The 24,615-nt window shown below is 34.3% G+C and carries 19 protein-coding genes; 11 read left to right on the top strand and 8 right to left on the bottom strand.

What is annotated here, in order from left to right; translation table 11 throughout:
• Window positions 1-4: 4 nt before the first annotated feature.
• From LDM90_RS03835 to carB, 6 genes are all read left to right on the top strand, one after another.
• Window positions 5-337: an acyltransferase gene (locus LDM90_RS03835; RefSeq protein WP_198211804.1), complete on the top strand. Its 333-nt coding sequence runs from the start codon at window positions 5-7 to the stop codon at window positions 335-337.
• Between the two features lie 215 nt (window positions 338-552).
• Window positions 553-2,229, top strand: a complete 1,677-nt coding sequence (locus tag LDM90_RS03830; protein WP_223896579.1) for a formate--tetrahydrofolate ligase — start codon at window positions 553-555, stop codon at window positions 2,227-2,229.
• Between the two features lie 8 nt (window positions 2,230-2,237).
• Window positions 2,238-2,702, top strand: a complete 465-nt coding sequence (lspA, locus tag LDM90_RS03825) for a signal peptidase II (RefSeq protein WP_034979154.1) — start codon at window positions 2,238-2,240, stop codon at window positions 2,700-2,702.
• Entirely contained in the window at window positions 2,695-3,606 is a 912-nt protein-coding gene (locus LDM90_RS03820; protein ID WP_223896580.1) for an RluA family pseudouridine synthase, read from the top strand. Before lspA ends, LDM90_RS03820 begins: the two co-directional genes overlap by 8 nt.
• Window positions 3,607-4,662: a carbamoyl phosphate synthase small subunit gene (locus tag LDM90_RS03815; protein ID WP_223898690.1), complete on the top strand. Its 1,056-nt coding sequence runs from the start codon at window positions 3,607-3,609 to the stop codon at window positions 4,660-4,662.
• A 2-nt stretch (window positions 4,663-4,664) separates the two neighbouring features.
• The gene (gene carB / locus LDM90_RS03810) at window positions 4,665-7,841 is read left to right on the top strand and encodes a carbamoyl-phosphate synthase large subunit (protein WP_223896582.1); all 3,177 of its coding nucleotides are present in this window, start codon (window positions 4,665-4,667) and stop codon (window positions 7,839-7,841) included.
• 46 nt (window positions 7,842-7,887) lie between these two features.
• Here carB and LDM90_RS03805 read toward each other — a convergent pair whose 3' ends face one another.
• On the bottom strand, window positions 7,888-9,576 hold the full coding sequence (locus LDM90_RS03805; protein ID WP_223896583.1) for an Rqc2 family fibronectin-binding protein: 1,689 nt from the start codon (window positions 9,574-9,576) through the stop codon (window positions 7,888-7,890).
• 356 nt (window positions 9,577-9,932) lie between these two features.
• Between LDM90_RS03805 and LDM90_RS03800 the strand changes: the two genes are divergently transcribed.
• The 3 genes from LDM90_RS03800 to LDM90_RS03790 all read left to right on the top strand — a co-directional run bounded on the left by LDM90_RS03800 (window position 9,933) and on the right by LDM90_RS03790 (window position 11,990).
• Window positions 9,933-10,346, top strand: a complete 414-nt coding sequence (locus tag LDM90_RS03800) for a MarR family winged helix-turn-helix transcriptional regulator (RefSeq protein WP_223896584.1) — start codon at window positions 9,933-9,935, stop codon at window positions 10,344-10,346.
• Window positions 10,347-10,421: 75 nt separating this feature from the next.
• Window positions 10,422-11,300 (top strand): DegV family protein, encoded by an 879-nt coding sequence (gene fakB, locus LDM90_RS03795; RefSeq protein ID WP_223896585.1) that lies wholly within the window; start codon window positions 10,422-10,424, stop codon window positions 11,298-11,300.
• 51 nt (window positions 11,301-11,351) lie between these two features.
• On the top strand, window positions 11,352-11,990 hold the full coding sequence (locus tag LDM90_RS03790) for an NUDIX hydrolase (protein ID WP_223896586.1): 639 nt from the start codon (window positions 11,352-11,354) through the stop codon (window positions 11,988-11,990).
• 15 nt (window positions 11,991-12,005) lie between these two features.
• On the opposite strand, the gene xerS is transcribed toward LDM90_RS03790, so the two are convergent.
• A complete protein-coding gene (xerS, locus tag LDM90_RS03785; protein WP_223896587.1) occupies window positions 12,006-13,094 on the bottom strand; it encodes a tyrosine recombinase XerS in 1,089 nt (362 codons plus the stop codon).
• A gap of 1,336 nt (window positions 13,095-14,430) precedes the next feature.
• On the opposite strand from xerS, the gene LDM90_RS03780 reads away from it, so the two are divergent.
• A complete protein-coding gene (locus LDM90_RS03780) occupies window positions 14,431-14,790 on the top strand; it encodes a helix-turn-helix domain-containing protein (protein ID WP_034979176.1) in 360 nt (119 codons plus the stop codon).
• Between the two features lie 41 nt (window positions 14,791-14,831).
• Here LDM90_RS03780 and LDM90_RS03775 read toward each other — a convergent pair whose 3' ends face one another.
• The 4 genes from LDM90_RS03775 to parE all read right to left on the bottom strand — a co-directional run bounded on the left by LDM90_RS03775 (window position 14,832) and on the right by parE (window position 21,393).
• Window positions 14,832-15,761 carry a manganese-dependent inorganic pyrophosphatase gene (locus LDM90_RS03775; protein WP_223896588.1) on the bottom strand — a complete coding sequence of 310 codons (930 nt, stop codon included), beginning with the start codon at window positions 15,759-15,761 and terminating at the stop codon, window positions 14,832-14,834.
• 128 nt (window positions 15,762-15,889) lie between these two features.
• Entirely contained in the window at window positions 15,890-16,825 is a 936-nt protein-coding gene (locus LDM90_RS03770) for a LysR family transcriptional regulator (RefSeq protein ID WP_198211795.1), read from the bottom strand.
• A 140-nt stretch (window positions 16,826-16,965) separates the two neighbouring features.
• The gene (gene parC / locus LDM90_RS03765) at window positions 16,966-19,419 is read right to left on the bottom strand and encodes a DNA topoisomerase IV subunit A (protein ID WP_223896589.1); all 2,454 of its coding nucleotides are present in this window, start codon (window positions 19,417-19,419) and stop codon (window positions 16,966-16,968) included.
• A 15-nt stretch (window positions 19,420-19,434) separates the two neighbouring features.
• Window positions 19,435-21,393, bottom strand: a complete 1,959-nt coding sequence (gene parE, locus LDM90_RS03760; RefSeq protein WP_223896590.1) for a DNA topoisomerase IV subunit B — start codon at window positions 21,391-21,393, stop codon at window positions 19,435-19,437.
• A gap of 96 nt (window positions 21,394-21,489) precedes the next feature.
• Here parE and plsY point away from each other — a divergent pair, with 96 nt between their 5' ends.
• Window positions 21,490-22,125 (top strand): glycerol-3-phosphate 1-O-acyltransferase PlsY, encoded by a 636-nt coding sequence (plsY, locus tag LDM90_RS03755; RefSeq protein WP_223896591.1) that lies wholly within the window; start codon window positions 21,490-21,492, stop codon window positions 22,123-22,125.
• A gap of 160 nt (window positions 22,126-22,285) precedes the next feature.
• Here plsY and LDM90_RS03750 read toward each other — a convergent pair whose 3' ends face one another.
• Both LDM90_RS03750 and hslU read right to left on the bottom strand, forming a co-directional pair.
• A complete protein-coding gene (locus LDM90_RS03750; RefSeq protein ID WP_198211792.1) occupies window positions 22,286-23,176 on the bottom strand; it encodes an aldose 1-epimerase family protein in 891 nt (296 codons plus the stop codon).
• A gap of 18 nt (window positions 23,177-23,194) precedes the next feature.
• A complete protein-coding gene (gene hslU / locus LDM90_RS03745; RefSeq protein ID WP_034979196.1) occupies window positions 23,195-24,604 on the bottom strand; it encodes an ATP-dependent protease ATPase subunit HslU in 1,410 nt (469 codons plus the stop codon).
• Window positions 24,605-24,615 lie beyond the last annotated feature (11 nt).

Below are 24,615 nucleotides of genomic sequence, written 5' to 3'. Positions count from 1 at the left end.
CCTTATGAGAAAAAAACATTTCATTATTTTAGGTCGCAGTGGATTAATTTATTTCAGCTGGGTATTAATAGTTCTTTTTTTATGTCTTATTTTCTTATATGAAAGTACAAAAATTTTCAACTGGCCGGCTTTAATTTGTGCCTTATTATTCGTGATATTATTAGTTCATACTTACTTTAATTCTTATTGGAACAATGAAATATTTAAGTTGCCATTTCGTGCTAAAGCAAAATTGACATCTGAACCAGCAATTATTTTCGACTGGCAGCTGCTAAAAATTTATAAAATCAGAATTGCTGAATTTGGTCAGTATTACTTATTAAGATTTGAAAAGTAAAGCAGGCAGACCTCTGCCTGTTTTTTACATCAGTTAAAAGTAAATTTAGCGTAATTCTTAATTTGTGACTGGCAATGCATAAAAATTGATCAATATTTGTTATAATGACAATTGATTAAACAAAAGGTGGGACCTAAATTCTAATATGAAAAGGATATTACTTAAAATGAAGAGTTAGATTTAACAATTTACATTTATAGAAAGAGGCATGCGCAATGAAATCAGATATTCAAATTGCACAAGAAGCTCACGCATTACCTATTAATGAAATAGCCGCAAAGGTCGGCTTAAGAGATACTGACATTGAACCTTATGGTAACGACAAGGCTAAAATTAACTGGCAGGCAATAAAACGTACCATGGCAAACCAACACCTTGGTAAACTTATTTTGGTTACCTCTATTTCACCTACTCCTGCTGGAGAAGGCAAGTCAACTATGACGATTGGTTTAGGAGATGCCATAAACAATCAGTTACATCAAAGAACCATGATTGCTTTAAGAGAACCGTCAATGGGGCCAGTTTTTGGCTTAAAGGGCGGAGCAACTGGAGGAGGTCAGGCACAGGTAATTCCAATGGAAGACATTAATCTCCATTTTACCGGAGATATGCATGCTTTAACCGCCGCAATTGATACTTTGGCTGCACTAGTAGACAATTATATCTATCAAGGAAATGAACTTAAGCTAGATCTTGACAGAATCCTCTTAAAACGCGGAATTGATGTGAATGATCGCAGTTTAAGAAATATTACTGTCGGACAGGGTTCAAAGTTTAATGGTGTTGAGCATAAATCCAGTTTTGCAATCACAGTTGCTAACGAATTAATGGCGATTCTGTGTTTGTCGACTGACATCAACGATTTAAAAAAGAGAATTGGATTAATGCTCGTTGGTTATACCATTGATGATCAGCCTGTTTTCGTTAAGGATCTTGGTTTTGAAGGTGCAATTGCTGCTCTTCTTTCCAACGCCTTAAAGCCCAACCTTGTACAAACTATTGAGCATACTCCTGCTTTAGTGCATGGTGGCCCATTTGCCAATATTGCTCATGGTGCAAACACAGTCATGGCAACGAATTTAGCCTTACACCTAAGCGACTACGTATTGACTGAAGCGGGATTTGGTAGTGATCTGGGTGGTCAGAAATTCATGGACTTTGTTTCTGAACATCTTGATAAAAAACCAGATGCCAGTGTAGTTGTGGCTACTGTCCGTGCCTTAAAATATCAAGCTGAAGGAACTACTGATAACTTAAGTAAGGAAAATCTGTCTGCTTTACGCGACGGTTTTGAAAATCTTAAGAGACATATGAATAATATGCGTAATTATGGTCTTCCAGTTATTGTTTTAATTAATCACTTCACTACAGACACTGAAAATGAGCTTAATCTTTTACAGAAATTGATCAAGGAACAAGGAATTGACTCTGTTGTGGTAGATTATCATGAACAGGGATCAAAAGGTGGCATAGATGCAGCAAAAGCAGTCCTTGATTTGGCAAATTCTCAAAGTGGTCATCTTATTCCGACTTACCAAAAAGATGATGACGTTAAAACTAAAATTGCAAAAGTTGCGCAAAAAATATATCATGCAGCACGAGTAGAATATAGTGAAAAAGCGGAAAAAGATATTCAAGAACTGGAAAAAATGGGGAAGGATAAGTTGCCTGTAATTATTGCCAAGACACAATATTCATTCACTGATAATCAAAAATTGTTAGGTGCTCCAAATGATTTTACCTTGCATGTTAAAGGTGCCAGTTTGAAAAATGGAGCAGGCTTCATTGTCATAACCACCGGACATGTTTTAGACATGCCTGGGTTACCTAAGCATCCTGCTGCATTAGATATTGATGTTGATAACAACGGCAAAATTAGTGGCTTATTTTAAAAGTAGCAATGCAATTTTTATATTTAATTATTTCGTTATTAATAGTGATCTTCGATCAGGCTTTAAAGTCTTTTATTGCTGGTAACTATAGACTTGGTGAATCACACCAGGTTCTTCCTCATATTTTTTCATTTACCTACGTGCAAAACGAAGGTGCTGCTTGGAATATTCTTCCTGGTCAAATGGGACTTTTTTATTTAATTAGCATTATTGCCATCATAGTATGTTTATATTATCTGTTTATTAAAAAATTTCATAGTAAGCTTTTCAGTACTGGAGTTGCATTAGTTCTTGGGGGAATAATAGGTAATTTAATTGATCGGATTCATCTAAAGTACGTCATTGATATGATCCAAGTCGATTTTATTCAATTCAATATTTTTAACATTGCCGATTCTGCAATAACAGTAGGGATAATACTCGTTTTTATTTATCTTCTGTTTTTTGATGAAAGCGAAAAAAATAATGCCTGATAAATATCAATTCGTAATTCAGGAGGAAAAAGGTAGAATCGATAAAGTGCTCGCGACCAAAATTCCATCTTTATCACGCTCAAGGATCCAAAATTTAGTGCAAGATAAAAATATTTTAGTCAACAGCAAGGCAGTTAAAACTTCTTATAAGGTACAAAAAAATGATTTGATTTCAGTTAGTGTACCGAAGTTAAAACCTTTGGCAGTAGTTCCAGAAGATATACCGCTTGATATTATTTATGAAGATCAAGATGTAATAGTTGTTAACAAACCTCAAGGTATGGTGGTTCATCCGGCTGCTGGACATCCAGATCACACTCTTGTCAATGCTTTGCTGTTTCATACAAAAAATTTAGCCGAAAGTCCTGAAGGCTTTCGGCCGGGAATTGTGCATCGAATTGATAAAGACACATCTGGTTTATTGATGGTGGCCAAAAATGCTTTTTCGCGTGAAAACTTAGAGAAACAGTTAGCACAAAAGACTAACAAAAGGCTTTATTTAGCAATTGTACATGGGAATTTTTCTGAAAAATCTGGAACAATTGAAGCTCCGATCGGACGTGATCATTATGATCGTAAAAAAATGGCTGTAGTTGAGAACGGTAAAAATGCAGTCACTCATTTTACTGTCCTAGAACAGTTTCAAAAATATAGTTTGATAAGATGTCAGCTTGAAACAGGGCGTACACACCAGATTAGGGTACACCTTGCGTATATTGGGCATCCCGTTGCAGGGGATCCATTATACGGACCACATCATACCTTAAAAGGTAATGGTCAATTTTTGCATGCTCAAGTTTTGGGATTCGAACAACCACATTCAGGCAAGTGGCTGGAATTTGAAGTGCAGCCTCCACAAATTTTTTTGCAACAATTGGCTGACTTAAGAGAAAAAAGTGATTAAATGAAACGATATTTAATTCTGGAAAATGGTCAATCATTTCCGGGAGAGGGATTGGGAGCTTCAATAATTTCAACAGGTGAATTAGCTATTCAAACTGGTAATTTTGGTTATCAGGAAGCTTTAACTGATCCAACAAACACAGGTAAAATTTTAGTTTTTACTGCTCCTATGATCGGTGGCAATGGCATTAACGCAATAGATTATGAAAGTATTAATCCAACTGTAAAAGGAATCATTGCAAATGATGTAGCTCAAAATATCTCAGATAGTAATAACTTTCAAGATTTAGCTTCCTTTTTAAAGGAAAAAAACATACCGGCTATTTATAACGTTGACACCAGGGCTTTAGTTCATCTTTTAAATAAAGAGAAAACCATAAAAGCCTCAATCATGGATACAAATGACGAACATGCTTTTGATCAAATCAAAGCTTTAGTTCTGCCTAAAAACAAGTCTGCTGCTGTTTCAACTAAAAATGCCTATGCGGTACCTAATGTGGGTAAAACTGTAGCTATTATCGATCTGGGATTAAAGCATTCTATGCTTAGAGAATTGTCTTTACGAAAAGTCAACGCTACCGTTTTACCTTATAACGTCTCAGTACCTGATATTAAAAATCTGCGACCGCAAGGAATTATTATTTCAGGTGGTCCAGGAAAAGTGGATGAACTCAAAGAGAACCTTAATCCTATTTTGGCAGCATTTTATAGGAAAATTCCTCTTTGGGGAATTGGTCTGGGCTTTTTGGCCTTAAGTGAATTTCTTAATTTTGAATTAGTTGCTTTGCCTCAATCATATAATGGCATTAATTATCCTGTTATTGACCAAAATACGAATGAGATTTGGCAAGTGGCGATTAATATAGATCAATTAGTACTGCCAAACAGCGTCCAATTTGAAATGGAAAAAGAATTATACGATCTCCACAGTGAGTTATTAGCTGGTTACAGTAATAAAGCCAATAAGGTAATTGGTACAGCTTTTAATGCTGAAGGTGCTCCTGGAAGTCTAGATGCTCTTCCTATTTTTGATAGTTTTGTAAAGATGATGGTGTAAAAATGCCTTTAGAGAATGACTTAGATAAAGTTTTAATCATTGGATCTGGCCCAACCTTGGTTGGTAAAGTATCTGAAACTGATTTACTAGTTGAAGATGCAATTCAAGCACTTTCTGAAGAAGATATTCAAGTTGTTTTAGTTAATCCCAATCCTGCAACTATTTCTACTGACAAAAAATCTGGGCTAACTGTTTATCTTGAACCAATGACACTGGAATTTCTAAAAAGAATAATTCGCATGGAAGAACCAAGTGCTATTATTTCTGCTTATGGCTCAACTACAGGATTAAAAGTTACACGAGAACTAGTTCAGGATGGTATATTGCAAAAAATGGGAGTTAGGTTGCTGACCTTGAACAAACAAACTCTCACAATGGATAATCATCAAAAAATGAATGCTTTTTTGGCTGAAAATCAAATTGAGGCTAATAAATATTGGAATTTAACTGATTTCAGTGCTGTTGATATTCAGAAACAGCTATCTGAAAAAGTTCAGTTTCCAGTAATGCTTATTAAAGAAAATACTTCAGCCAAAAATACACAAATTATTTTTGACAATGTTTCCGATTTGAACGAGTATCTAACAAAAGAAAAACAATCAGAAAGTTTTTCCTTTGGCAATTATCATTTGTCTGAAGATCTTTCCTCTTGGGAAGAAGTCATTGCAAACATAATTCGTGATAGCTCTGGAAATATCCTCTTTACCAATTTAGCTGATACTGTTGAATCCGTAGCTATTAATGCAGGAGATTCTGCTACAGTAATGCCAGCTTTAACGCTAAACAACGACCAAGTACAGAAAATTCGTGCAATTGCTAAAGTAATTGCCAACAAATTAAAAATCGTTGGAATATTAAATATTCATTTTGCTGTCAAACATGAGGGAACAAAGTTCTCTGTAAAAATTTTATCAATAAAACCCAGGTTAACACGCAGTGCAATTTGGTCAAAAAGAGTGGGATTGTACAGCTTAGGTTATATTGTATGTAAAGTAGCTATTGGCTACCGTTTAGATGAAATAACAGATCCCTTATCAGGTCTCAATGCTGCTGTTGAGCCAACCTTAGATAAAGTTGCAGTCAGAATGCCTTTCTGGTCATTAACACAATCCGGCAGCAACCATTATTTATTAGGTGCCAAAATGCAAGCCAGTGGTGAAGCAATCGGAATAGGAACGAATTTTGAATCTGCTTTTTTAAAAGGTCTTGCATCATCGGTTAACCTAAAAATGTCACTTAAGATTTTTAAAACTGAAAAAGCGAAAGAAAAAAACGAAATAGCAAGTGATTTAGAGCATCCCGATGAGTCACATTTAATTAAGCTTTTAGCTGCAATATCTAAAGGTTTCAGTTATCATGATCTGCAAAGAATTGTTCATATTCATCCAGTTTATTTTCAAAAACTTGCACATATTGTGGAGATAGGACAAAAATTAGCAGCTGGAAATCTAACAGATGAATTATTGATTGAAGCGAAAAAGAGAGGATTTCGCAACGCGTTAATTTCTGATCTTTCTGATACTGATATTAATGCGATCGAAAAGAGGCTTATAAAATTACATTTGAAGCCGGCTTATCAGCAAATAGATGGATCAGCGGGAACAATTAAGCCGTTGGTTAAGGCATACTATGGCTCATATGGAGTTCATGATGAAAGTCAAGCGTTATCTGCAGCTAAAAAAGTGCTAGTAATCGGTATGTTACCCTCGCAAGTTTCAGTTACAAGCGAATTTGACTACATGATTAGTCATGCAATAGATACTTTACATAATAATAATTATGCCACTGTTTTATTATCAAATAATGATGAATCTGTAGCAATTAGCTATAAAAGGGCAGATAAGGTTTATTTAGAACCTATAACTCTTGAAAGTATCTTACATATTGCTAAAAAAGAGCAAATAAAAGATGTTTTAGTTCAGTTCTCTGGCAAAGAAATGAATGCTTTATGTAAAAAACTAATAGAAAATGGTTTAAATATATTAGGCAGTAAAAACATTAATCCGAAAGATCGGATTGAGCAGGTTTTAACTAAACCATTAAAAAGTTTAGGTCAAAATAAACTTTTAACAACAGTTGATAAGACAGAGGCTAAAAATTTTATCAATGAACATGGATTTCCAATTCTCATTGGCGGATTTAATAATATGGGCGTTAAGCAAAAATCTGCTGTTGTCTATGATTTGCCAGCTTTAAAGAAATATTTAAAGGAAAATCAATTATCCAAGGTCAGTTTATCTCATTTTATTGAAGGAAATAAATATGAAATTACTGCCATTTCAGATGGTAAAAATGTCACAATTCCTGGTATTATTGAGCATTTGGAGCAAACAGGATCTCATGCGTCAGATTCAATAGCTGTTTTTAAGCCACAAAATTTAACAAAAACAGGCAAAAAGTTACTTACTGAATATGCTATTGAGTTAGTCAAACGCATAAATATGCGTGGTATATTCACGTTACATTTTTTGATTGTTGGAAAGAAAATCTTTTTACTGCAAATTAAGCCATATGCTGGTCACAATATTGCTTTTCTTTCTAAGGCAATTGGAAAAGATATTACAAATTGTGCAACGGAAGTCCTTATTGGCAAGAATTTACCTGATTTAGGCTATAAAAACGGTTTATGGCATTCAAATAATTTTATTTTTGTCAAAATGCCAGTTTTCTCATATATTGATTACCAAAGTGAAAATACGTTTGATTCAAAAATGAAGTCATCTGGATCCGTCATGGGGCGAGATACTGAGCTTGCAAAAGCTTTATACAAAGGCTATGAAGCCAGTGGACTAAAAATACCTAACTTTGGTACAATTTTTATTTCTGTTCGTGATGAAGACAAAGAAAAAGTTACGTCATTGGCTCAACGTTTTTATCGTCTGGGTTTCAAAATAATTGCTACTGAAGGTACTGCTAATGGCCTAGCAGAAGCTGGAATAACCACAGGAATTGTTTCCAAAATTAGTCATGGTTCTCACAGTCTGTTAGATAAAATACGACAACACAAAATTGATATGGTGATTAACATTACTAACTTATCTGATTCTGCTAGTGACGATGCAACCAGAATACGTGATGAAGCTTTGAATCAGAATATACCTGTTTTTTCAAGCATCGAAACCACAGAACTTATTTTGGGTGTTCTAGAATCGCTGGCGTTAACTACACAGCCAATTTGACAATAAAGCGAAAATGAAACGAGGATGAATAAATCATCCTCGTTTTTTAGTTTATTCTTTTGCTTAATACTCGTTCTTTTTCGGGGGTTACTTCAATTGAATTTTGTCCAGTATAAATTACGAAACCAGGTTTTGCGCCATTAGGTTTTTTTACTCTTTTATCCTGCACATAGTCAACCTGTACATGAGCTGAATTTTTAGCTTTAGAAAAATAGGCCGCAATTTCCGCAGTTTCTAAAATATCTTTTTCTGTTGGTTGATCAGATTGCAAAATGACATGCGAACCAGGAATATTTTTTACATGAAACCAAATATCAGTTTTATTAGCTTTTTTTAAGGTGAGCCAATCATTTTGTAAATTATTTTTACCAACTAAAACAGTTTTACCAGATGAAATGCGAAATTTATTGAAGTTTTTCTCAGTGATTTTCTTTTTACGTTTCGGTTTCTGGGGCTTTTTAATGTAGCCTTGATTAATTAATTCTTCGTTAATTTGATCGATATCTTGTGGTTCAGCATTATCGATCGCGGTTTGAATAGTATCAAAATAATTTAAATTGTCTTGGGCTATTTTTATTTGTTCTTTAACGTGTTTAATTGAATCGCGCAGCTTTTTATACTTGGTGAAATATTTTTGACCATTTCGAGCAGGAGAGAGTGCCGCATCAAGCTTAATTTTTAGTGGTTGATTATTATCATAATAATTAGGCAGGTCAATTTCAGTCATTCCCGGTTTAACTTGGGACAAATTTGCATTAAGAATTTCACCTCTAATTCTATACCCTTCAGAATTTTCAGCTTGGTCCAATTGCTTTTGGAGCTTAACTATTTTTTTGGTTAATTTTTTATGCTCGTTTTTTACAACGCGTTCAATTTGACTTGACTTTTGTCTCACCCAATCCTGATTTGATTGATATTGATAAAATTTATCTAAAGCATGATTAATATCTGGGTCAGAACTTTCTTTAGTCAGGTTAAGATGGTAAGGCAAATAAGTGAAAATTTTCCGTTTATTATTTGGTGTTTTCAGAATAAAAGCACCTTTTTTATTAAACTGACCCATAAACGTTTTAAAAGATGAATAAGAAAAATCGTCTTCCAAATAACCTGCAAGTTCCTGACGATCGTCTCGATCAAGCCCCCCAATCTGACCGGCAAATTTTTCAGGATCAGAATTCAAAGCCCTTTTATTAAACTCTGTTTCCGTCATCTTGAAACCATCAATACCAGATATAAGGGGAGGTAACTCATATTTAGCTTTGGGTAAGAGCAACCGCACTCTATTTTCATCAGGATTAATTCTTTTGAGCAAATCAATTATACGTCCATTTTTCTGGTCATAAAGAATAACATTGCTATGTCTGCCCATTAGCTCCAACGATAAGACTAACTGAACTTGGTCTCCAAGCTCATTGCGATTACTAAAATAAAAATTGACAATACGGTCAACGCCTAGTTGTTCAATTGATTGCAGAATTGAACCTTCTAAATATTTACGTAACACCATGACAAAAGTTGGTGCTTTATCAGGATTAGCAATAGTTTGCTCAGTAATATAAAAACGTGGATACTGAGCATTGGCAGATAATAGCAATTGTATATTTTTTCTGTCTTTTCTAAAAGTTAACACTAGATCTTGTTCAAATGGTTGATAAATTTTGGAAAGCCTGCCACTTTCTATTTTTGGTTTAACATCATTTAGCAGGCTATGTATAAACAAACCATCAAAAGCCATAATATCACCTCAAAACACGCTTTCTATTATACCAAGTATTAGGCGATAAGTGCTTGTTTAAAATATATTTTATTTATAATCTTAAAATAGAGTACCACTAATTATATAGTAATCATTTTTGAAATAACTAAAGAAATCATTGCAAAAAACTGATATACTGGTAATATAGATTTAAAGTTATCAGTATAAATGTTTATAAGCTAAAAATAATAGTAACAAATATTACTATACAATTAAGCATGAATGTTTCACAACTTTTCGTTTAGCTTTTTATGCATTTTCATGCTTTTAATATTGCTTAAATTTAAGTTTATAAAATATTTTTATGTTTTGTTTTAATCAGAAAAGGTAGTTAAATGGACGTTTTATCTTTTAGCACAATTGCTGGAAATATTAAAAACGAAATAAATAAAAAGTGTGGGTTAAATCTTTCGCAAACCAGAATTTTGCTTTATTTTTACCATAATGGTAATACTGCTTTAAAAATGGGAGATTTAGCTGAAAAATTAAAAATATCACTTTCAACATTAAGCAGACAATTGCAGCAAAAGAAAACCATGAGTTTTGTAACAATTAGAAGGTCAGAAAGTGACTCAAGCAAAACAGTTCTGTTAAATGATCTGGGGTTGAAAAAAATTTCTGAACTGAGAAACGTTTTAAAAGAAATAGAAGCATCACTTTTGCATGGTTTAACAGAGCAAGAAATCAAAGCATTTGACCAAACTTTTACTAAACTCGTGCAGAAAACAGAGAGAACAAGTTCGCTATAGTTGATGGTCGAAACACTTATTTTTTTATGCTATAATTCTTGTATGTTGTACACACAAAAGCGAAAGGTAAGTTAGATGAAGATTGCTTTAGTTACTGATAGTACTAGTGCCATAACAAAACAAGAGGCAGAAAAAAATAACATTATTGTTGTTTCAATTCCAATCATTATAGGTAAAAAAGAGTATTTGGAAAATGTTGATATAACTTCTGATCAGCTTTTTAAAATGCAGAGAGAGGGAGCAGATTTTCCTAAAACTTCTCAGCCAAGCACTGGCGATTTAATTCGTCTTTTTGATAGCCTAAATGATAAGGGTTATGAAGCCATTATTGCTATTACACTTTCCAGCGGGATTTCTGGTTTTTATCAAACATTATGCAATATTGCTGAAAATCATCCAAAATATAATTTACATGCCATTGATACGAGAATGACTGTTCGCTTACAAGGAAATTTGGTTTTGGCAGCAGCCAAAATGATAAAAAATGGTCTTGATCTGGATACAATTTTAACTCGACTCGAAAAAATCCGTTCAACTATTGATGAAATTTTCGTGGTTAATGATTTAAATAATTTAAGTAGAGGAGGGCGCTTAAGCAATGCCGGTGCTTTTATCGGCTCAATGCTAAATATCAAGCCGCTGCTTACTTTTAAAGACGGCAATATAGTAGCTTTTGATAAAATTCGTTCTATGAAACGAGCATTTATCAAAATTAAAAAATTAACGGTAAAGAAAATAGATCAATTGCCTTATAAAGATAAGATCAAGCTCTTTATTATTGATTCTAATGACAGCAGTCAGGTAGACGAAGCTAAAATGTTTTTAAGAGAAAAATTTCCAGAGCAAAATATTTCCGTTACGAAATTTAGCCCTGTTATTGCCACACATTTGGGAGAAAAGTCTTTTGCAATTGGTTGGATGATTGATATAGATAAAATCGATTTAACTAAATAAAAGCAACCTTTTGCAAGGTTGCTTTTTTGTTACAGAAGTATGAGGATATTTATGAAAAAGCAAATGGACCAAATAACAAAATGGGCAGTCGAATTACAAAGTATCGCTCAAGACGGCATAGAATACGGCTACGATCGTTTTGATAGGGAACGCTACGAACAAATAAGAAAGATTGCCACTGAAATGATGGCAGTAAAAACTGGACAACCAATAAAGATTGTTAAAGGCTTGTTTAGTAATGATGATGGATATCAGACACCTAAAGTTTCTACTAGAGCTGCAATTTTTAGCAAACAAAAAATCTTACTGGTTAAAGAGACTACAGATAATTTATGGTCAATGCCTGGTGGTTGGTGTGAACCAAATATAACTGTTAAAGAAAATTGTATAAAAGAAGCCGAAGAGGAATCCGGGCATAAAATTGAAGTTGATCAAATTATTGCAGTGAACAACCATTCAACTAATATTTATGGTAAAAAGCGAATTGAAAGAGCTATTAATGTTTGTAATGTCATCTTTTTATGTAAAGACTTGGGTGGGAAATTTTCAAAAAATACCGAGACTGATAAATGTTCATTTTTTGAACTTGATAATTTACCACCTTTGTCATTACCACGAAATTCTTTAGCAGAAATAAAAATGTGTTTTGAAGCGAATCAAAATCCTAATTGGCAAACAAAATTTGAATAAAAAACAGGCTCTGTATCAAGCCTGTTTGTGATCACTATTCTTTTTATCTGTCTCTGAAATCTCATTTAATGCAGCACGTTGCTTTTTTTGATCAACATGAGTATATAAATCGGTTGCTGAAGTTCCTTTTTGGCCTAGTTGCTGAGCCACCAGCACTTGGTCTTTGGTTACACCATATAGCTCAGAAGCCACTGTGTGACGTAATTTATGAGGAGTGAGGGGGTGCCCAAAGGCAGCTGAATATTTATTGACCATTTTCTCGATAGCGCTCGTGGTGATCCGACGTGTTTTATTATGCCAGCGAGTCAGGAAAAATGCTGAATCGCTTTTGACTGCCAAATAGCGTTGTTTTCTTATTTTCTTATACTCTCTAATGTAAACCAACGTCCATTCAGCAATTGGCACGCTGTCCCGTTGGCCACCTTTGCGGGTTATGTCCAATGTGGCCTTTTTAAAATTAATGTCTGGCAAATCAATACCTGCACATTCAGAAACTCTTATTCCAGTTCCTAAAATTAAAGCAATAATTGCCATATCGCGTTCTTTATTTGCTTTAAATCCTGGTAAAGCATGTTTATTGCATTTAAATTCATAATTATTTTCAATAAAATCCAAAAACTGGTATTTTAATTTTCCTGTGTACATGTGCGATTCAAGAACATGGGCTCGATAGTTTAAAGTTTCCGTATTATTAAGAGAATCAATTTTGAGCATAACATTGCGTTCAAAGTACGGTTTGCCATTTATATTATCAGCAGTAATGGTTAAAAACTTAAAAAGGGACCTCAAGGCATTAATAGACCGATTTATTGTTGTAGGCGAATTCAAGTTGCCTTGCTTATTCTTAGTATGACCTAAATAATTAATGTAAAGCATAATGTCATTGCGTTGCAGGTGAGCTAAAGTTTGAGTTTCAATACTTTTGTTATTTTCAGCTTTTGAAATGCCTTCATGACGGAGCCAGTCAAAAAATCTTCTGATTTCTGTTAGATACTGATAGGATGTAGCTAAAGAGTGACTTGTGCCAAAATTGTATTCTTTAACAAAATCAGGCATTTTATTTAATTCTTCATCAATTAGATCTAAATATTTCTTTGTTTCCACGTAATAAATTTCTCCTAGCTTCAATTATTAAGTTATATAATTCATTATAAAACAAAACTAGAATGTATGTTTGTATCGTGTATACTTATTGTGGAATAGAGGAGAGGGAAAGGCGAATATTACATTTGATGAAAGAAAATACTGCTTTGGTATTTTAAAGATAAATCTTTTAAAAGTTTGAATTGAAATTTCGCCTTTAAGGAAACTTATCTAAAGATCATATTCAGTTTTGCTAAAGATCAATCAATGAATATAAAATAGTTGAACTTTCTTATTGTTTTAATATCTTTCATTAAAATTATAGTTTTAATGAAAGCAAGTGTAAAATTATCTAACAGCCAACTTATTTAAAATATGAAAAAAATTATGTTATCAGACTTTTTATACTTAAAATTGAGATTTAAACATTATTACTCAATTGTTATCAAAGCAATTCTTAATTAACTTAATTAAAATATATCAACGCAATTTTATAGACTTTCAATATTAATTAACAAAACACTTTTATTAATAAAAATTCAAGTCATTTCTGATGAGACTCACAGGCAACTCGATGACCAATTGATAAATTATGCATTCATTTTGATTTTAACGAGCTCTGAATTGACCTGTGACAATCTCAAAGTAAAATTATTTTGTGTAAGTCAAATGCAGTCTCAATCTCATAAGCTCTCTTTCAATTTTTTATTTTACTTTACATAATATATATTATACGAAGTTATATCAACAAAAGCAGTCACCTTTGTCTTTTGACACTACTCTATTTTCATCAAAGTATATCTAATTAGATTATATTAGTAATATTGGTAAAACTAATTCTTATTTAGATTGTCATAAATTTGCTTTTGAACTAAAAATTGTATCTTACATTAGGCAAAATAATACTTATTGTTTGTGAAATTTGTAAATTAAATAATTACTAAACCATTTTCTTCATATTATTTGATTTATTTAAACTTTTTACGTTATAAGTGTAAAAATATAAATAAAAGCGTTTTCTATAATAGATAAATATATAAAAACAATTGGATTTTGATTTTTCACTTAAGCGCTTTTCTCCTTGCCCCTCTAGCAAGCGAATCCACGCTTTGATATAATATTTGCCACTCTTTCCTTTTTCACTTTAAGTTTAATTAATTGGTGCTTTTTTATTTTATTTTTCCAAAAAATAGCTTACAATACTATGTGGGGTATAGTTTAAAACATTTAGTTTGAGTATAATTTTGCCAAAAGCAAGTGTTTTATTCATTATTATTTTTGTTTTATTGTTTATTTCTATAATTAATCTGTTATTATAGAATATGGAATTATTTTTTGAAAGGGTTGAATTTATTCCATGAGTATAAATTTAGGAAAAGAAATATGCCGTAGGCGGCGCGAACAAAAGTTGACCCAGGAGGATCTCGCTGAACTAAGTGACTTATCGGTTAACTTTATTTCTCGTTTGGAAAGAACAAAGAATCAAAACATTAGTATTCAAAAGCTCGATTCAATTGCCAGAGCTTTAAATACCACTACACCAGATATTATCATGAATGCTTACCGCTTTAAGGAAGTTAAAGTAGAAAATCATCAAGATAATACTCCTGTATTTATTAAGAAGGTTCTTAATGAACTTAGAAAAATGTCACCTGACAAAGCTGAAAGAGTATGTAAATCATTCATTATTTTGGCCAAGGAAATTAACAAAGATTAAAAAAAGCACGAAATAGTTAAATCTATTTCGTGCTTTTTAAATTACTTAAATGCTTCAGTTAATGGTGGAACAACCTGTTTCTTCCTTGAAACAACACCAGGTAAACTGATTTCTGAATCTTTAACTTCCCCAAATGCCTTTTCAAACGAAGCCAAAGCTTCGTCTGAACCTATAACTAATGCAGTTGAGTCTGAATCGAGTACATTAGTTATAAGCAGCATAAACAAATCATAGCCCTCTGAATTTGCTGACTCATTCATAGTTTTCAGGAAGGCTTCTTTGCGCTCTAATGCTTCTGGCAAGTCAACCACATTAATTTGAGCTACTCGTACATTTTTGCCATTTAATTCAAATGATTTGGCATCTAAATCGATTAGTTCTTCTTCTGATTTACTTGCTATATTAGTTCCGGCTTTTAATTCTTCCAAACCATATTTTTCGTAATCTACACCAGCAATTTCGGCAAGTTCCTTAACGGCTTTTTTATCTCTGTCAGTAGTTGTTGGAGATTTTAGCAATAATGTGTCAGAAATAATGGCGGAAAGCATAATACCAGCGATATTCTTGGGAATTTCCACTTTAAAATGCTTATAGAGACCAAACATAATTGTACTAGTACAACCTACCGGTTCAGCAAGATAAAATAAAGGCATACTGGTGTTGAAATTCATAATTCTGTGGTGATCAACAACATGAGTTACAGTAACCTGATCAATGTCTGATACACTTTGCTGTGGTTCATTATGATCAACAAGCATTACTTCTTTAACTTCATTTGCTGCTGTTTTGATCACTCTTGGTGCTTCAAAACCAAACTTCTTTAATGCAAAAGCTGTTTCATCATTAGGTTCGCCTAAAGCAACCGCCTCTGTGTTGTAACCCAGCTTATTCTGCAAATATGAATAAGCTATAGCTGTACCAATTGCATCTGTGTCAGGATTTTGGTGACCAAAGACCAATTCTTTTTCCATTAGATTTCCTCTTTTTCTTTTTAAAATTTTACTTATATAATTAGTTTACCTAATAAAGTCTATTCTTTACAGAACAAATTATAAATTTTTGTCTTACCTCAAAAAACTTACAAGATTATGTGGCAACATCAGTCTTCCAAAAACTTTTTAAATTCTTTCAAAAAGTTTTGTATACGTGGAACTTCTTTTTTACCCTTTCGATAAATAAGTGAAATTGTGAACTTTTTAATGCCTTTTAAAAATACAGGTACCAAATTAATTTCACTTTGATTTAGGCGGTAATAAGAGTCACTTACAATTGTATCATAGCCAGTGTCCTGCGCTGTCTCAACCATCTCCTTGGTAGAAGTAAAAGTTAAAGGAACGTTCAGACCATTTCTTGCATTCACCTTACTGCCTAGCTTGCCTTTAAGTATCTGAGTTAAATAAAAGCTATCTGGATAAAGAACCCATTTTTTTCCTAAAAACTTAGAAACTGGATAGGACTTCCCTGCTTCAACATTTCTATCGTGAGTTAAGATAGTTAATTTGTCTTGAGTAACTTTCATTAATTCGTATTGATTTTGTAAATTCGTCTGACTCTTTTTAGTAGTTTCGGGAAGATAAAGCATTGCTAAATCAACCAAATTATTATCAAGATTATACCAAAGATCTTTACGATTGAAATAAGAAACACTGATAGTTATATTGGGATAGTTTTTATTAAATTCAACCAAAAATTTTCTAAGAAGATCAGAATTGACGCTTTCTAAAACACCAATTGCAATATTGCCTTTGTCAGCCTGAGTAAACTCTTGTATATCGCTAACAACAGAGTTAATAGTCCCGAGTAGCTTAATTGCCCCCGTTTGCAACTGCTTACCAGCTTCAGTCAAATAAAGCTTTTTTCCCATTTGTCCAAACAGCGGTGTTCCGATTGCATGTTCAATTTTCTTTATCTGCTGAGTTAAAGCCGGTTGAGTAATACCAAGGATTTGAGCAGCTTGAGTGTAGTTCATGGTATCAATTAATTGCAAAAAATAATGTAGGGATTTGGTTGAGAGTATTGTATCTGTTTTAGGCATAAGATTATTCCTTCTATCTTAACAATAATATTGCTCTGTTTATATGCTATTATCAATCAAAAACCCTTTTGTGTCAAAGTAATATTTAAATCTGTTAAAGCCCTTCCATAAATTATTAGTATCATTAAATAAATAAAAATTTATTCTGTACTTAAAGGCCTCCCCAGTTTTATATTAACTGGATGACCGTCACTTGTCGTATCTAATACAAAAGAACCATTAGAATATCTGTCACCCAAAGGATAATCACAAGTAGAAATCTTTATATGCCGTTTGCTTGTTGTTGTTATCAGCAGGTTATGGTCTTGGCCATACGAAGCAACAGCAGCAACACGGTGTGGCTTAGTTTTAAGTTCCCTTAAAACTAATACTCCTCGTTTGGCACGGGATACCTTATTGACTAACCCAGCCTTAAACTGCTTAAAAGCTCCTCTTTGAGTAATAATGCCTATCCGAATTAAGTCAAGATAATCAGGATTTATGACTATATACGAAACTACATAGTCTTCATCCTTTAAATTCACAGATTTGACTCCGAACGATTTGGCACCAGATGCAGGAATTTCGCTCAAATCATAGCGAACAGCATAAGCCTTATGCGTAAATAAAATAATCTCTTTATTACTTTCAGGTTTTACTAAATCAACACGAACAACCTTACTGTCCTTTTTTTTCATTTTCATTGCAGTAATTGCGCGTGAACGATAAGTTCTCGTAGGCTGGAGATTACATAGTTCCAACTGTTTTATATAACCATCATTAGTTGCAATTAAAAAGTTTAGTTTTTGATTTAATTGTTCAAAATCAAAGACACGAATGATATTCTCATTCTCGTTTAAGCCAATTTCCTGAGACAAATGCTGACCGGTTTCTTTCCACTTCGTTTCGACTAGTTCATTAACTGGTCTATAAATGACATTACCACGGTCAGTGAATAAATATAAATTAGTTAACGTTGACAAAGTCTTTTCGAATACAACGTCATCCCCACTCGGCAAACCATTATCCTCATCATCACTAGATTGCCAGGAACGAATAGATGACCTCTTTAAGTACCCATCACGACTGATTAAAACACGTACTTGTTCATCCGCTACTAGTGCTTTTTCATCAATTTGAATCTTGGCAGTTTCGGAAGAAATCTCAGTACGTCGAGGATTACCAAATTCCTTTTTGACGGTCGTTAGTTCCTTAATTATTTCTTTATCTAAGATTTTTTTATTAGACAAAAGTTCTTTAAAACGTGCAATTTTTTCATTTAGTTCGCTTTGCTCTTTAACCAAAGCATCAACATCAGTGTTAGTTAACCTATACAGCTGTAAAGACACAATTGCTTCTGCTTGCCGGGCAGTAAACTTGAACTTATCTGATATATTTTTCTTCGCCTCTGCTTTATTTTTAGATGCTCGAATTACCTTAATTACCTTGTCTAAAATATCCATGGCATGAATCAAACCCTGAATAATTTCAAGACGCTCTTCTGCTTTATTTAAATCAAATTTGGTTCTCTTGATTACTACATCTTTTTCATGTTCTAAGTACGAAGACAATATATGCTTTAAACCAACTTGCATGGGAGTCATATGATCAATGGCAACCATATTAAAGTTATAGGAAACCTGCAATTCAGTATTCTTGAATAAATAATTTAGAATATTTTGTGCATCAGCACCCTTTTTTAACTCTACTACGATTGATAAACCATGACGGTCAGTTTCATCACGCACTTCCGCTATACCATCAATCTCCCTGTTAAGACGAATTTCATCCATCTTTTTAACTAACAAAGCTTTATTAACAGCAAAAGGAATCTCAGTAATGACAATTTCTTCGCGATGCCCTCTAATTTCCTGAATTGAACTTTTTGCTCTTACCTGAATGCGTCCACGTCCAGTTTCATAAGCTTCCCGTAATCCTTTTTGTCCTAAAACAATGGCACCTGTAGGAAAATCAGGACCTTTAACAAAATGCATTAAATCATCAAGACTTGCATCAGGATTCTTTAACAAATAAATAGTAGCATCAATTACTTCTGCCAAGTTATGCGGTGGAATCTCGGTAGCGTAACCAGCCGAAATACCTGTAGAGCCATTAACTAGTAAATTAGGAAACCGAACAGGTAAAACCGTTGGCTCATACTCAGTATCATCGAAGTTCAAGACCATATTGACTGTATCTTTATCAATATCTTGTAACAACATATTGGAAATCTTGCTTAGACGTGATTCGGTATAACGCATTGCAGCGGGACCATCGCCATCCATTGAACCATTGTTACCGTGCATTTCAATTAGTGGTTCGCGCATTTTCCAGTCTTGAGAAAGGTGAACCAGGGCACCATAAATGGAACTGTCACCGTGGGGATGAAAATTACCCATGATATTACCCACCGCTTTAGCCGCCTTTTTGAATGGCTTGTCATATGTATTATTATCTTGAAACATAGCGTAAAGGATTCTTCTTTGCACTGGTTTCAAACCATCACGAATATCTGGCAAGGCACGCTCTTGGATAATATATTTGGAATATCTGCCAAATCGCTCACCCATGACTTGCTCAAGGGGCATTTCACGAATTCGTTCTTTTGTAGCCATTAATTAAAAACCTCTTTATTCATTTTCTTCTTCCAGGATTGAAACATTATCCCCTAATCTGAACTTAACGTTTTCTTCAATCCACTTTCGCCTTGCACCTGCTTTGTCACCCATTAATGTGGTCACACGACGCTCAGCCAAGGCAGCATCGTCAATTTTTACCCGAATAAGCAGCCTTGTTTCTGGATCCATTGTTGTTCTCCACAACTGTTCAGCATTCATCTCTCCCAGACCTTTGAATCGTTGTAAAGCATAACCACGGCCCATTTTCTTTTCATCGGCAGCAAGTTCTTCATCAGTCCAGGAGTACTTTACCTGAGCCTTTTTGCCGCGACCTTTTTGCAAGCGATAAAGAGGAGGTAAAGCAATATAGACTTTGCCGTGCTCAATCATTGGTCTCATATACCGGTAGAAAAAGGTTAATAATAAAATCTGAATGTGGGCACCATCATCATCGGCATCCGTCATAATGATTACTTTATCGTAATTTGAATCTTCTACATTAAATTCAGTACCAACACCAGCACCAATAGTGTAAATCATGGTGTTAATTTCTTCATTTTTAAATATATCCTGCAATCTTGCTTTTTGAGTGTTTAAAACTTTTCCACGTAAAGGCAAGATTGCCTGGAACTTACGATCTCGTCCCTGCTTTGCGGAACCGCCGGCAGAATCCCCCTCAACTAGAAAAAGTTCATTCTTTTTTGGATTACGTGATTGCGCCGGTGTTAGTTTACCAGACAGGACTTCTTTTTTATGGCGTTTTTTGCCATTTCTACTCTCGTTACGAGCCTTTTTCGCAGCTTCACGAGCATCCCTTGCTCTTTGTGCTTTTTTCACCAGCTCTTGTGCCAGTTCACCTTTTTCCATCAGGTAATAAGACATTTTTTCATAAACAATTGCATCAACAACTGATCTAGCTTGAGGAGTTCCCAGTTTGCCCTTGGTCTGCCCTTCAAACTCTAATAGCTCTTCTGGAATTTTAACTGATAAAACAGCGCTTAAACCTTCACGGTAATCAGACCCATCAATATTTTTGTCTTTCTTACCTAACAGTCCTTGTTTTTTGGCATAATCATTAAAAGCACGAGTAAAGCCACTTCGTGCACCTACTTCATGACTGCCACCATCTGATGTACGCACATTATTTACAAAAGAAACCAGGTTTTCGGAATAACTGTCACTATATTGGCCACTAAATTCAACTTCAATTTCGTCCTGTTTACCGGAAAAATAAAAAATATCGCTTAAAGTATCTTTACCTTCATTCAGATAGGATACAAAAGCCTTTATGCCTTCATCATATTTAAAATCATCATGATGTTGGGGATCACGCTCATCAACTAAGACAAAGCGCACACCTTTAAGCAAAAAAGCCGACTCACGTATGCGTTCCTGAATAGTTTCATATTTATATTTAATAGTCGAAAAAATTTTCTCATCTGGTTTAAAAGTAATGGTGGTACCTGTAGGTTCCTTTGTTTTACCTAAGCGCTTCAATGTGCCAACGGGATGACCGCCATCTTTAAATTCTTCTTCATATTCAATTCCATCCCGTATAACTTTAACATCCATATAACTGGAAAGAGCATTAACGACAGAGGAACCTACTCCATGAAGTCCGCCGGAAGTTTTATAATTTTGCTCGGTAAATTTACCACCAGCATGCAAGACAGTCAGGATAACTTCAATTGTAGGCTTGCCAGATTTATGCATGCCTGTAGGCATCCCACGACCAAAATCACGTACCGTCACACTGTTATCTTTATGAATCGTTACGTCAATTTCTTTACCAAATCCGGCCATTGCCTCATCTACTGAGTTATCTACAATTTCATAGACAAGCTGATTAAGACCATGAACATCAGTTGATCCAATATACATACCCGGCCTTTTCCGTACAGCTTCCAGGCCATGAAGAATCTGAATTGATGAGTCATCATAAGAATTTGTTTTTTTACTTGTTTTAGTCAAATAGACTCCTCCAGTTAAAAATCATTTATTATTTTAATCCTCATACTTTGTAAACTCTGATAAAATAGCATTAGACTTTAAGAGAGCAGGATATACATGATAAATTTAAATTTAATTCTGATATTTATTCTAGCATATTTAATAGGTTCGTTTCCTACTGGCGTGATCGTCGGCAAGGTGTTTTTTGCAGAAGATATTAGAAATTATGGCTCTGGCAATATAGGAACCACTAACTCTTTTCGCGTTTTTGGACCACTGGCAGGTAGTCTGGTTTTGATTGTTGATGTCCTCAAGGGAACGTTAGCCACAAATTTGCCTAGAATTTTTCATATCAGTGTCCCTAAATATTTTTTGTTAATTTCAGGGGGACTAGCCATCCTGGGACACACATGTTCCATCTTTCTAAAATTTAAAGGTGGTAAAGCTGTAGCAACCAGTGCCGGGCTTTTCTTGGGCTATAACCTAAAATTTTTTGGCGTCTGTGCTCTCATTTTCCTGCCATTGGTTTTTATCACGTCTTATGTCAGTCTGTCCAGTTTAATTGCAGTTGTCTTAATATTCATCGTAACTTTCTTCTTTCACGATATTTATCTTGAAATTATCGTGGGCTGCATCATGATTATCTTATTTATTCGTCACAGAAGCAATATTAAACGATTATTGCACCATCAAGAGAATATCATTCCCTTTGGTTTATGGTACTGGTATAAGAAAAGACATCATAAATTATGATTGTATATCAGATAAGTATGGCTAGCGAGTTTAGCTAGCTATTTTATTATAGACATAAGAACATTAGTTCGCAAGAAGGTTTTTGCTTGAGTTAATAGGGAACTGTAAAAAAAGAAAGCCTTGAGGCTTTCTTTTCAACCTAAATAATTTATTTTTATACTCATTCATCTTGATCATGAAAAGCCATACTAAAACCAGCTGTAAAAGTGCCACCAGCTTCAAGGTGATTCATGCCGTATTTTTCTTCTAATTTTTGATTAGTGTCACTGCGGTCAGCTATGCCCCACCAGGGTTCAATACAGACATAATCTGCAGACTTAGGATATTGGGACCACACACCTACAAAAGGAGCATCCCTTAACCAAACATTTACATGAAAATTATTGGCATCTGTTCTTAAAGATACACGGTTGTCGTGTCCACGCATTTGAAAAATCAAAGCATCATCTTTAAACAAATGATCACTCAGGGTAATCAAACTATTGGTCGAGGCCAGCGACCGATTAGGCCAGTCTAAAAATGCTCCTTTAAGAGGAATACGAACTCGGGCACGAGAAGGCTTAGTACTGAAGTAAAAATCTTCCTTAGACAAAGTCTTACTTGTGGGAATGTTAAAGCCGGGATGTCCACCAATGCCAAAAATCATTTCACCATCTGACTTATTAATGACAGAAAAATTCTCTTCCAGCAGATTATTAAGCAAGTTATAGTTCACACGCAATTCAAATTTGAATGGATAAACTTCCCTGGTTTCTGCAGAATCCGTCAGTAAAAAAGTGATGCTTTCCTCTGTATGTCGTTCAACTTTAAACTCTAAATCACGCGCAAAACCATGTTGGGTCAAATGGTATGTTTTGCCCTGATAAGTATATTCATCATCTTTAAGTTTCCCAACAATAGGAAAAAGTACAGGAGCATGTCTATTCCAAACTTCAGGATCAGCCTGCCAAATATATTCATACCCGCTATGTAAACTTTTCACACTTTGAACTTCAGCACCTTTACTGGCAATTTTGACCTGTAAGATGCTATTTTTGATAGTGTAATCCATGCATAATCATCACCTTTGTTAAAGAATGAACTTAGTTAAATCTTTATTTGTTATTATATCACTAAGTTTTTCATTAACGTATGCTTCAGTCACCGTAATTTCGCCCATAGACATATCTGGACCTTCATACAAAACATCTTCCAGTAACTTCTCAAGAATTGTTGACAATCTTCTGGCACCAATATTATCAGTTCCCTGGTTTACGTCATATGCAATTTGAGCAATTCGATCAACTGCTTCTTGCGTAAAGACTAATTTGATTCCGTCAGCTTTCATCAAGGCTACATATTGTTCTAAAAGTGAATCTTCAGGATCCTTGAGAATCTTAACAAAATCGTCTTTTGTTAAAGCATTGAGTTCTACTCTAATTGGAAAACGACCTTGCAGTTCAGGAATTAAATCACTCGGCTTGGATTCAGAAAATGCTCCAGCGGCAATAAAGAGAATGTGGTCAGTTGCTACTGGACCATATTTAGTTTGAACAGTAGAGCCCTCTACAATTGGCAAAATATCTCTTTGCACGCCTTCACGTGATACTTCACCAGAAGTTTTCTTATTGCCAGCAGTAATTTTATCAATTTCATCAATAAAAATAATACCGTTGTTCGCCGTACGCTCAATAGCTTTTTGATAAAGAGAGTCATAATCTATCAACTTGCGAGACTCTTGTTGAATTAAAACTTCACGTGCGTCTTTTACTTCCAGTGTACGCTTAATTTTCTTTTTAGGAACCAAATCGTTAAGCATCGAACTCATATCGATTCCCATTTGGCCCATCATATCACCCATTGGATTGACTTTAGGAGCTTGCTCAACATTGATAGTGACCTCTCTATTTTCAAGCAGGCCTTTGTTTAACTGCTCAGATACTGTAAGACGCTGATTGCGGACATCATCGGTTATTTCTTCCTGGTCTGCGTCAGAAGACTGATCATTGTTCTGACCTCCTGACATGAGCATTGACATCATATCTTGCCATTCCTGCATCTGATTTTTTCTTTTGTCCTGCTTGATTCCGGGAACAAGCAAACGTACTAAAATTTTATTGGCTTCTTTAGTTGCTTGAGTGCGAACACGGTCAAATTGATCTTTTTCTTCCATGCGCACTGCTTCATTTACCAAATCGCGTACCATTGATTCAACGTCACGACCAACATAACCAACTTCAGTAAATTTTGTAGCTTCCACTTTTACAAATGGCGCATTAACAATCGCTGCTAATCTTCTGGCAATTTCGGTTTTACCAACACCTGTGGGGCCTGCCATTAACAAGTTTTTAGGTGTGATATCTTCCTGCATTTTTTTTGGCAGCTGCATTCTGCGATAACGATTATAAAGGGCCACAGCAACTGCTTTTTTTGCTTCATCTTGACCTATAATGTATTCATTAAGTAAATTAACAATTTGCTTTGGTGTTTTTGTTTCCATATTATTTATCT

The sequence above is a fragment of the Lactobacillus huangpiensis genome (genome assembly GCF_019972815.1).
Lineage (GTDB): Bacteria > Bacillota > Bacilli > Lactobacillales > Lactobacillaceae > Lactobacillus > Lactobacillus huangpiensis.
Note: the sequence above shows the minus strand (reverse complement) of the source record. Positions and strands in the feature narration are given on the sequence as shown.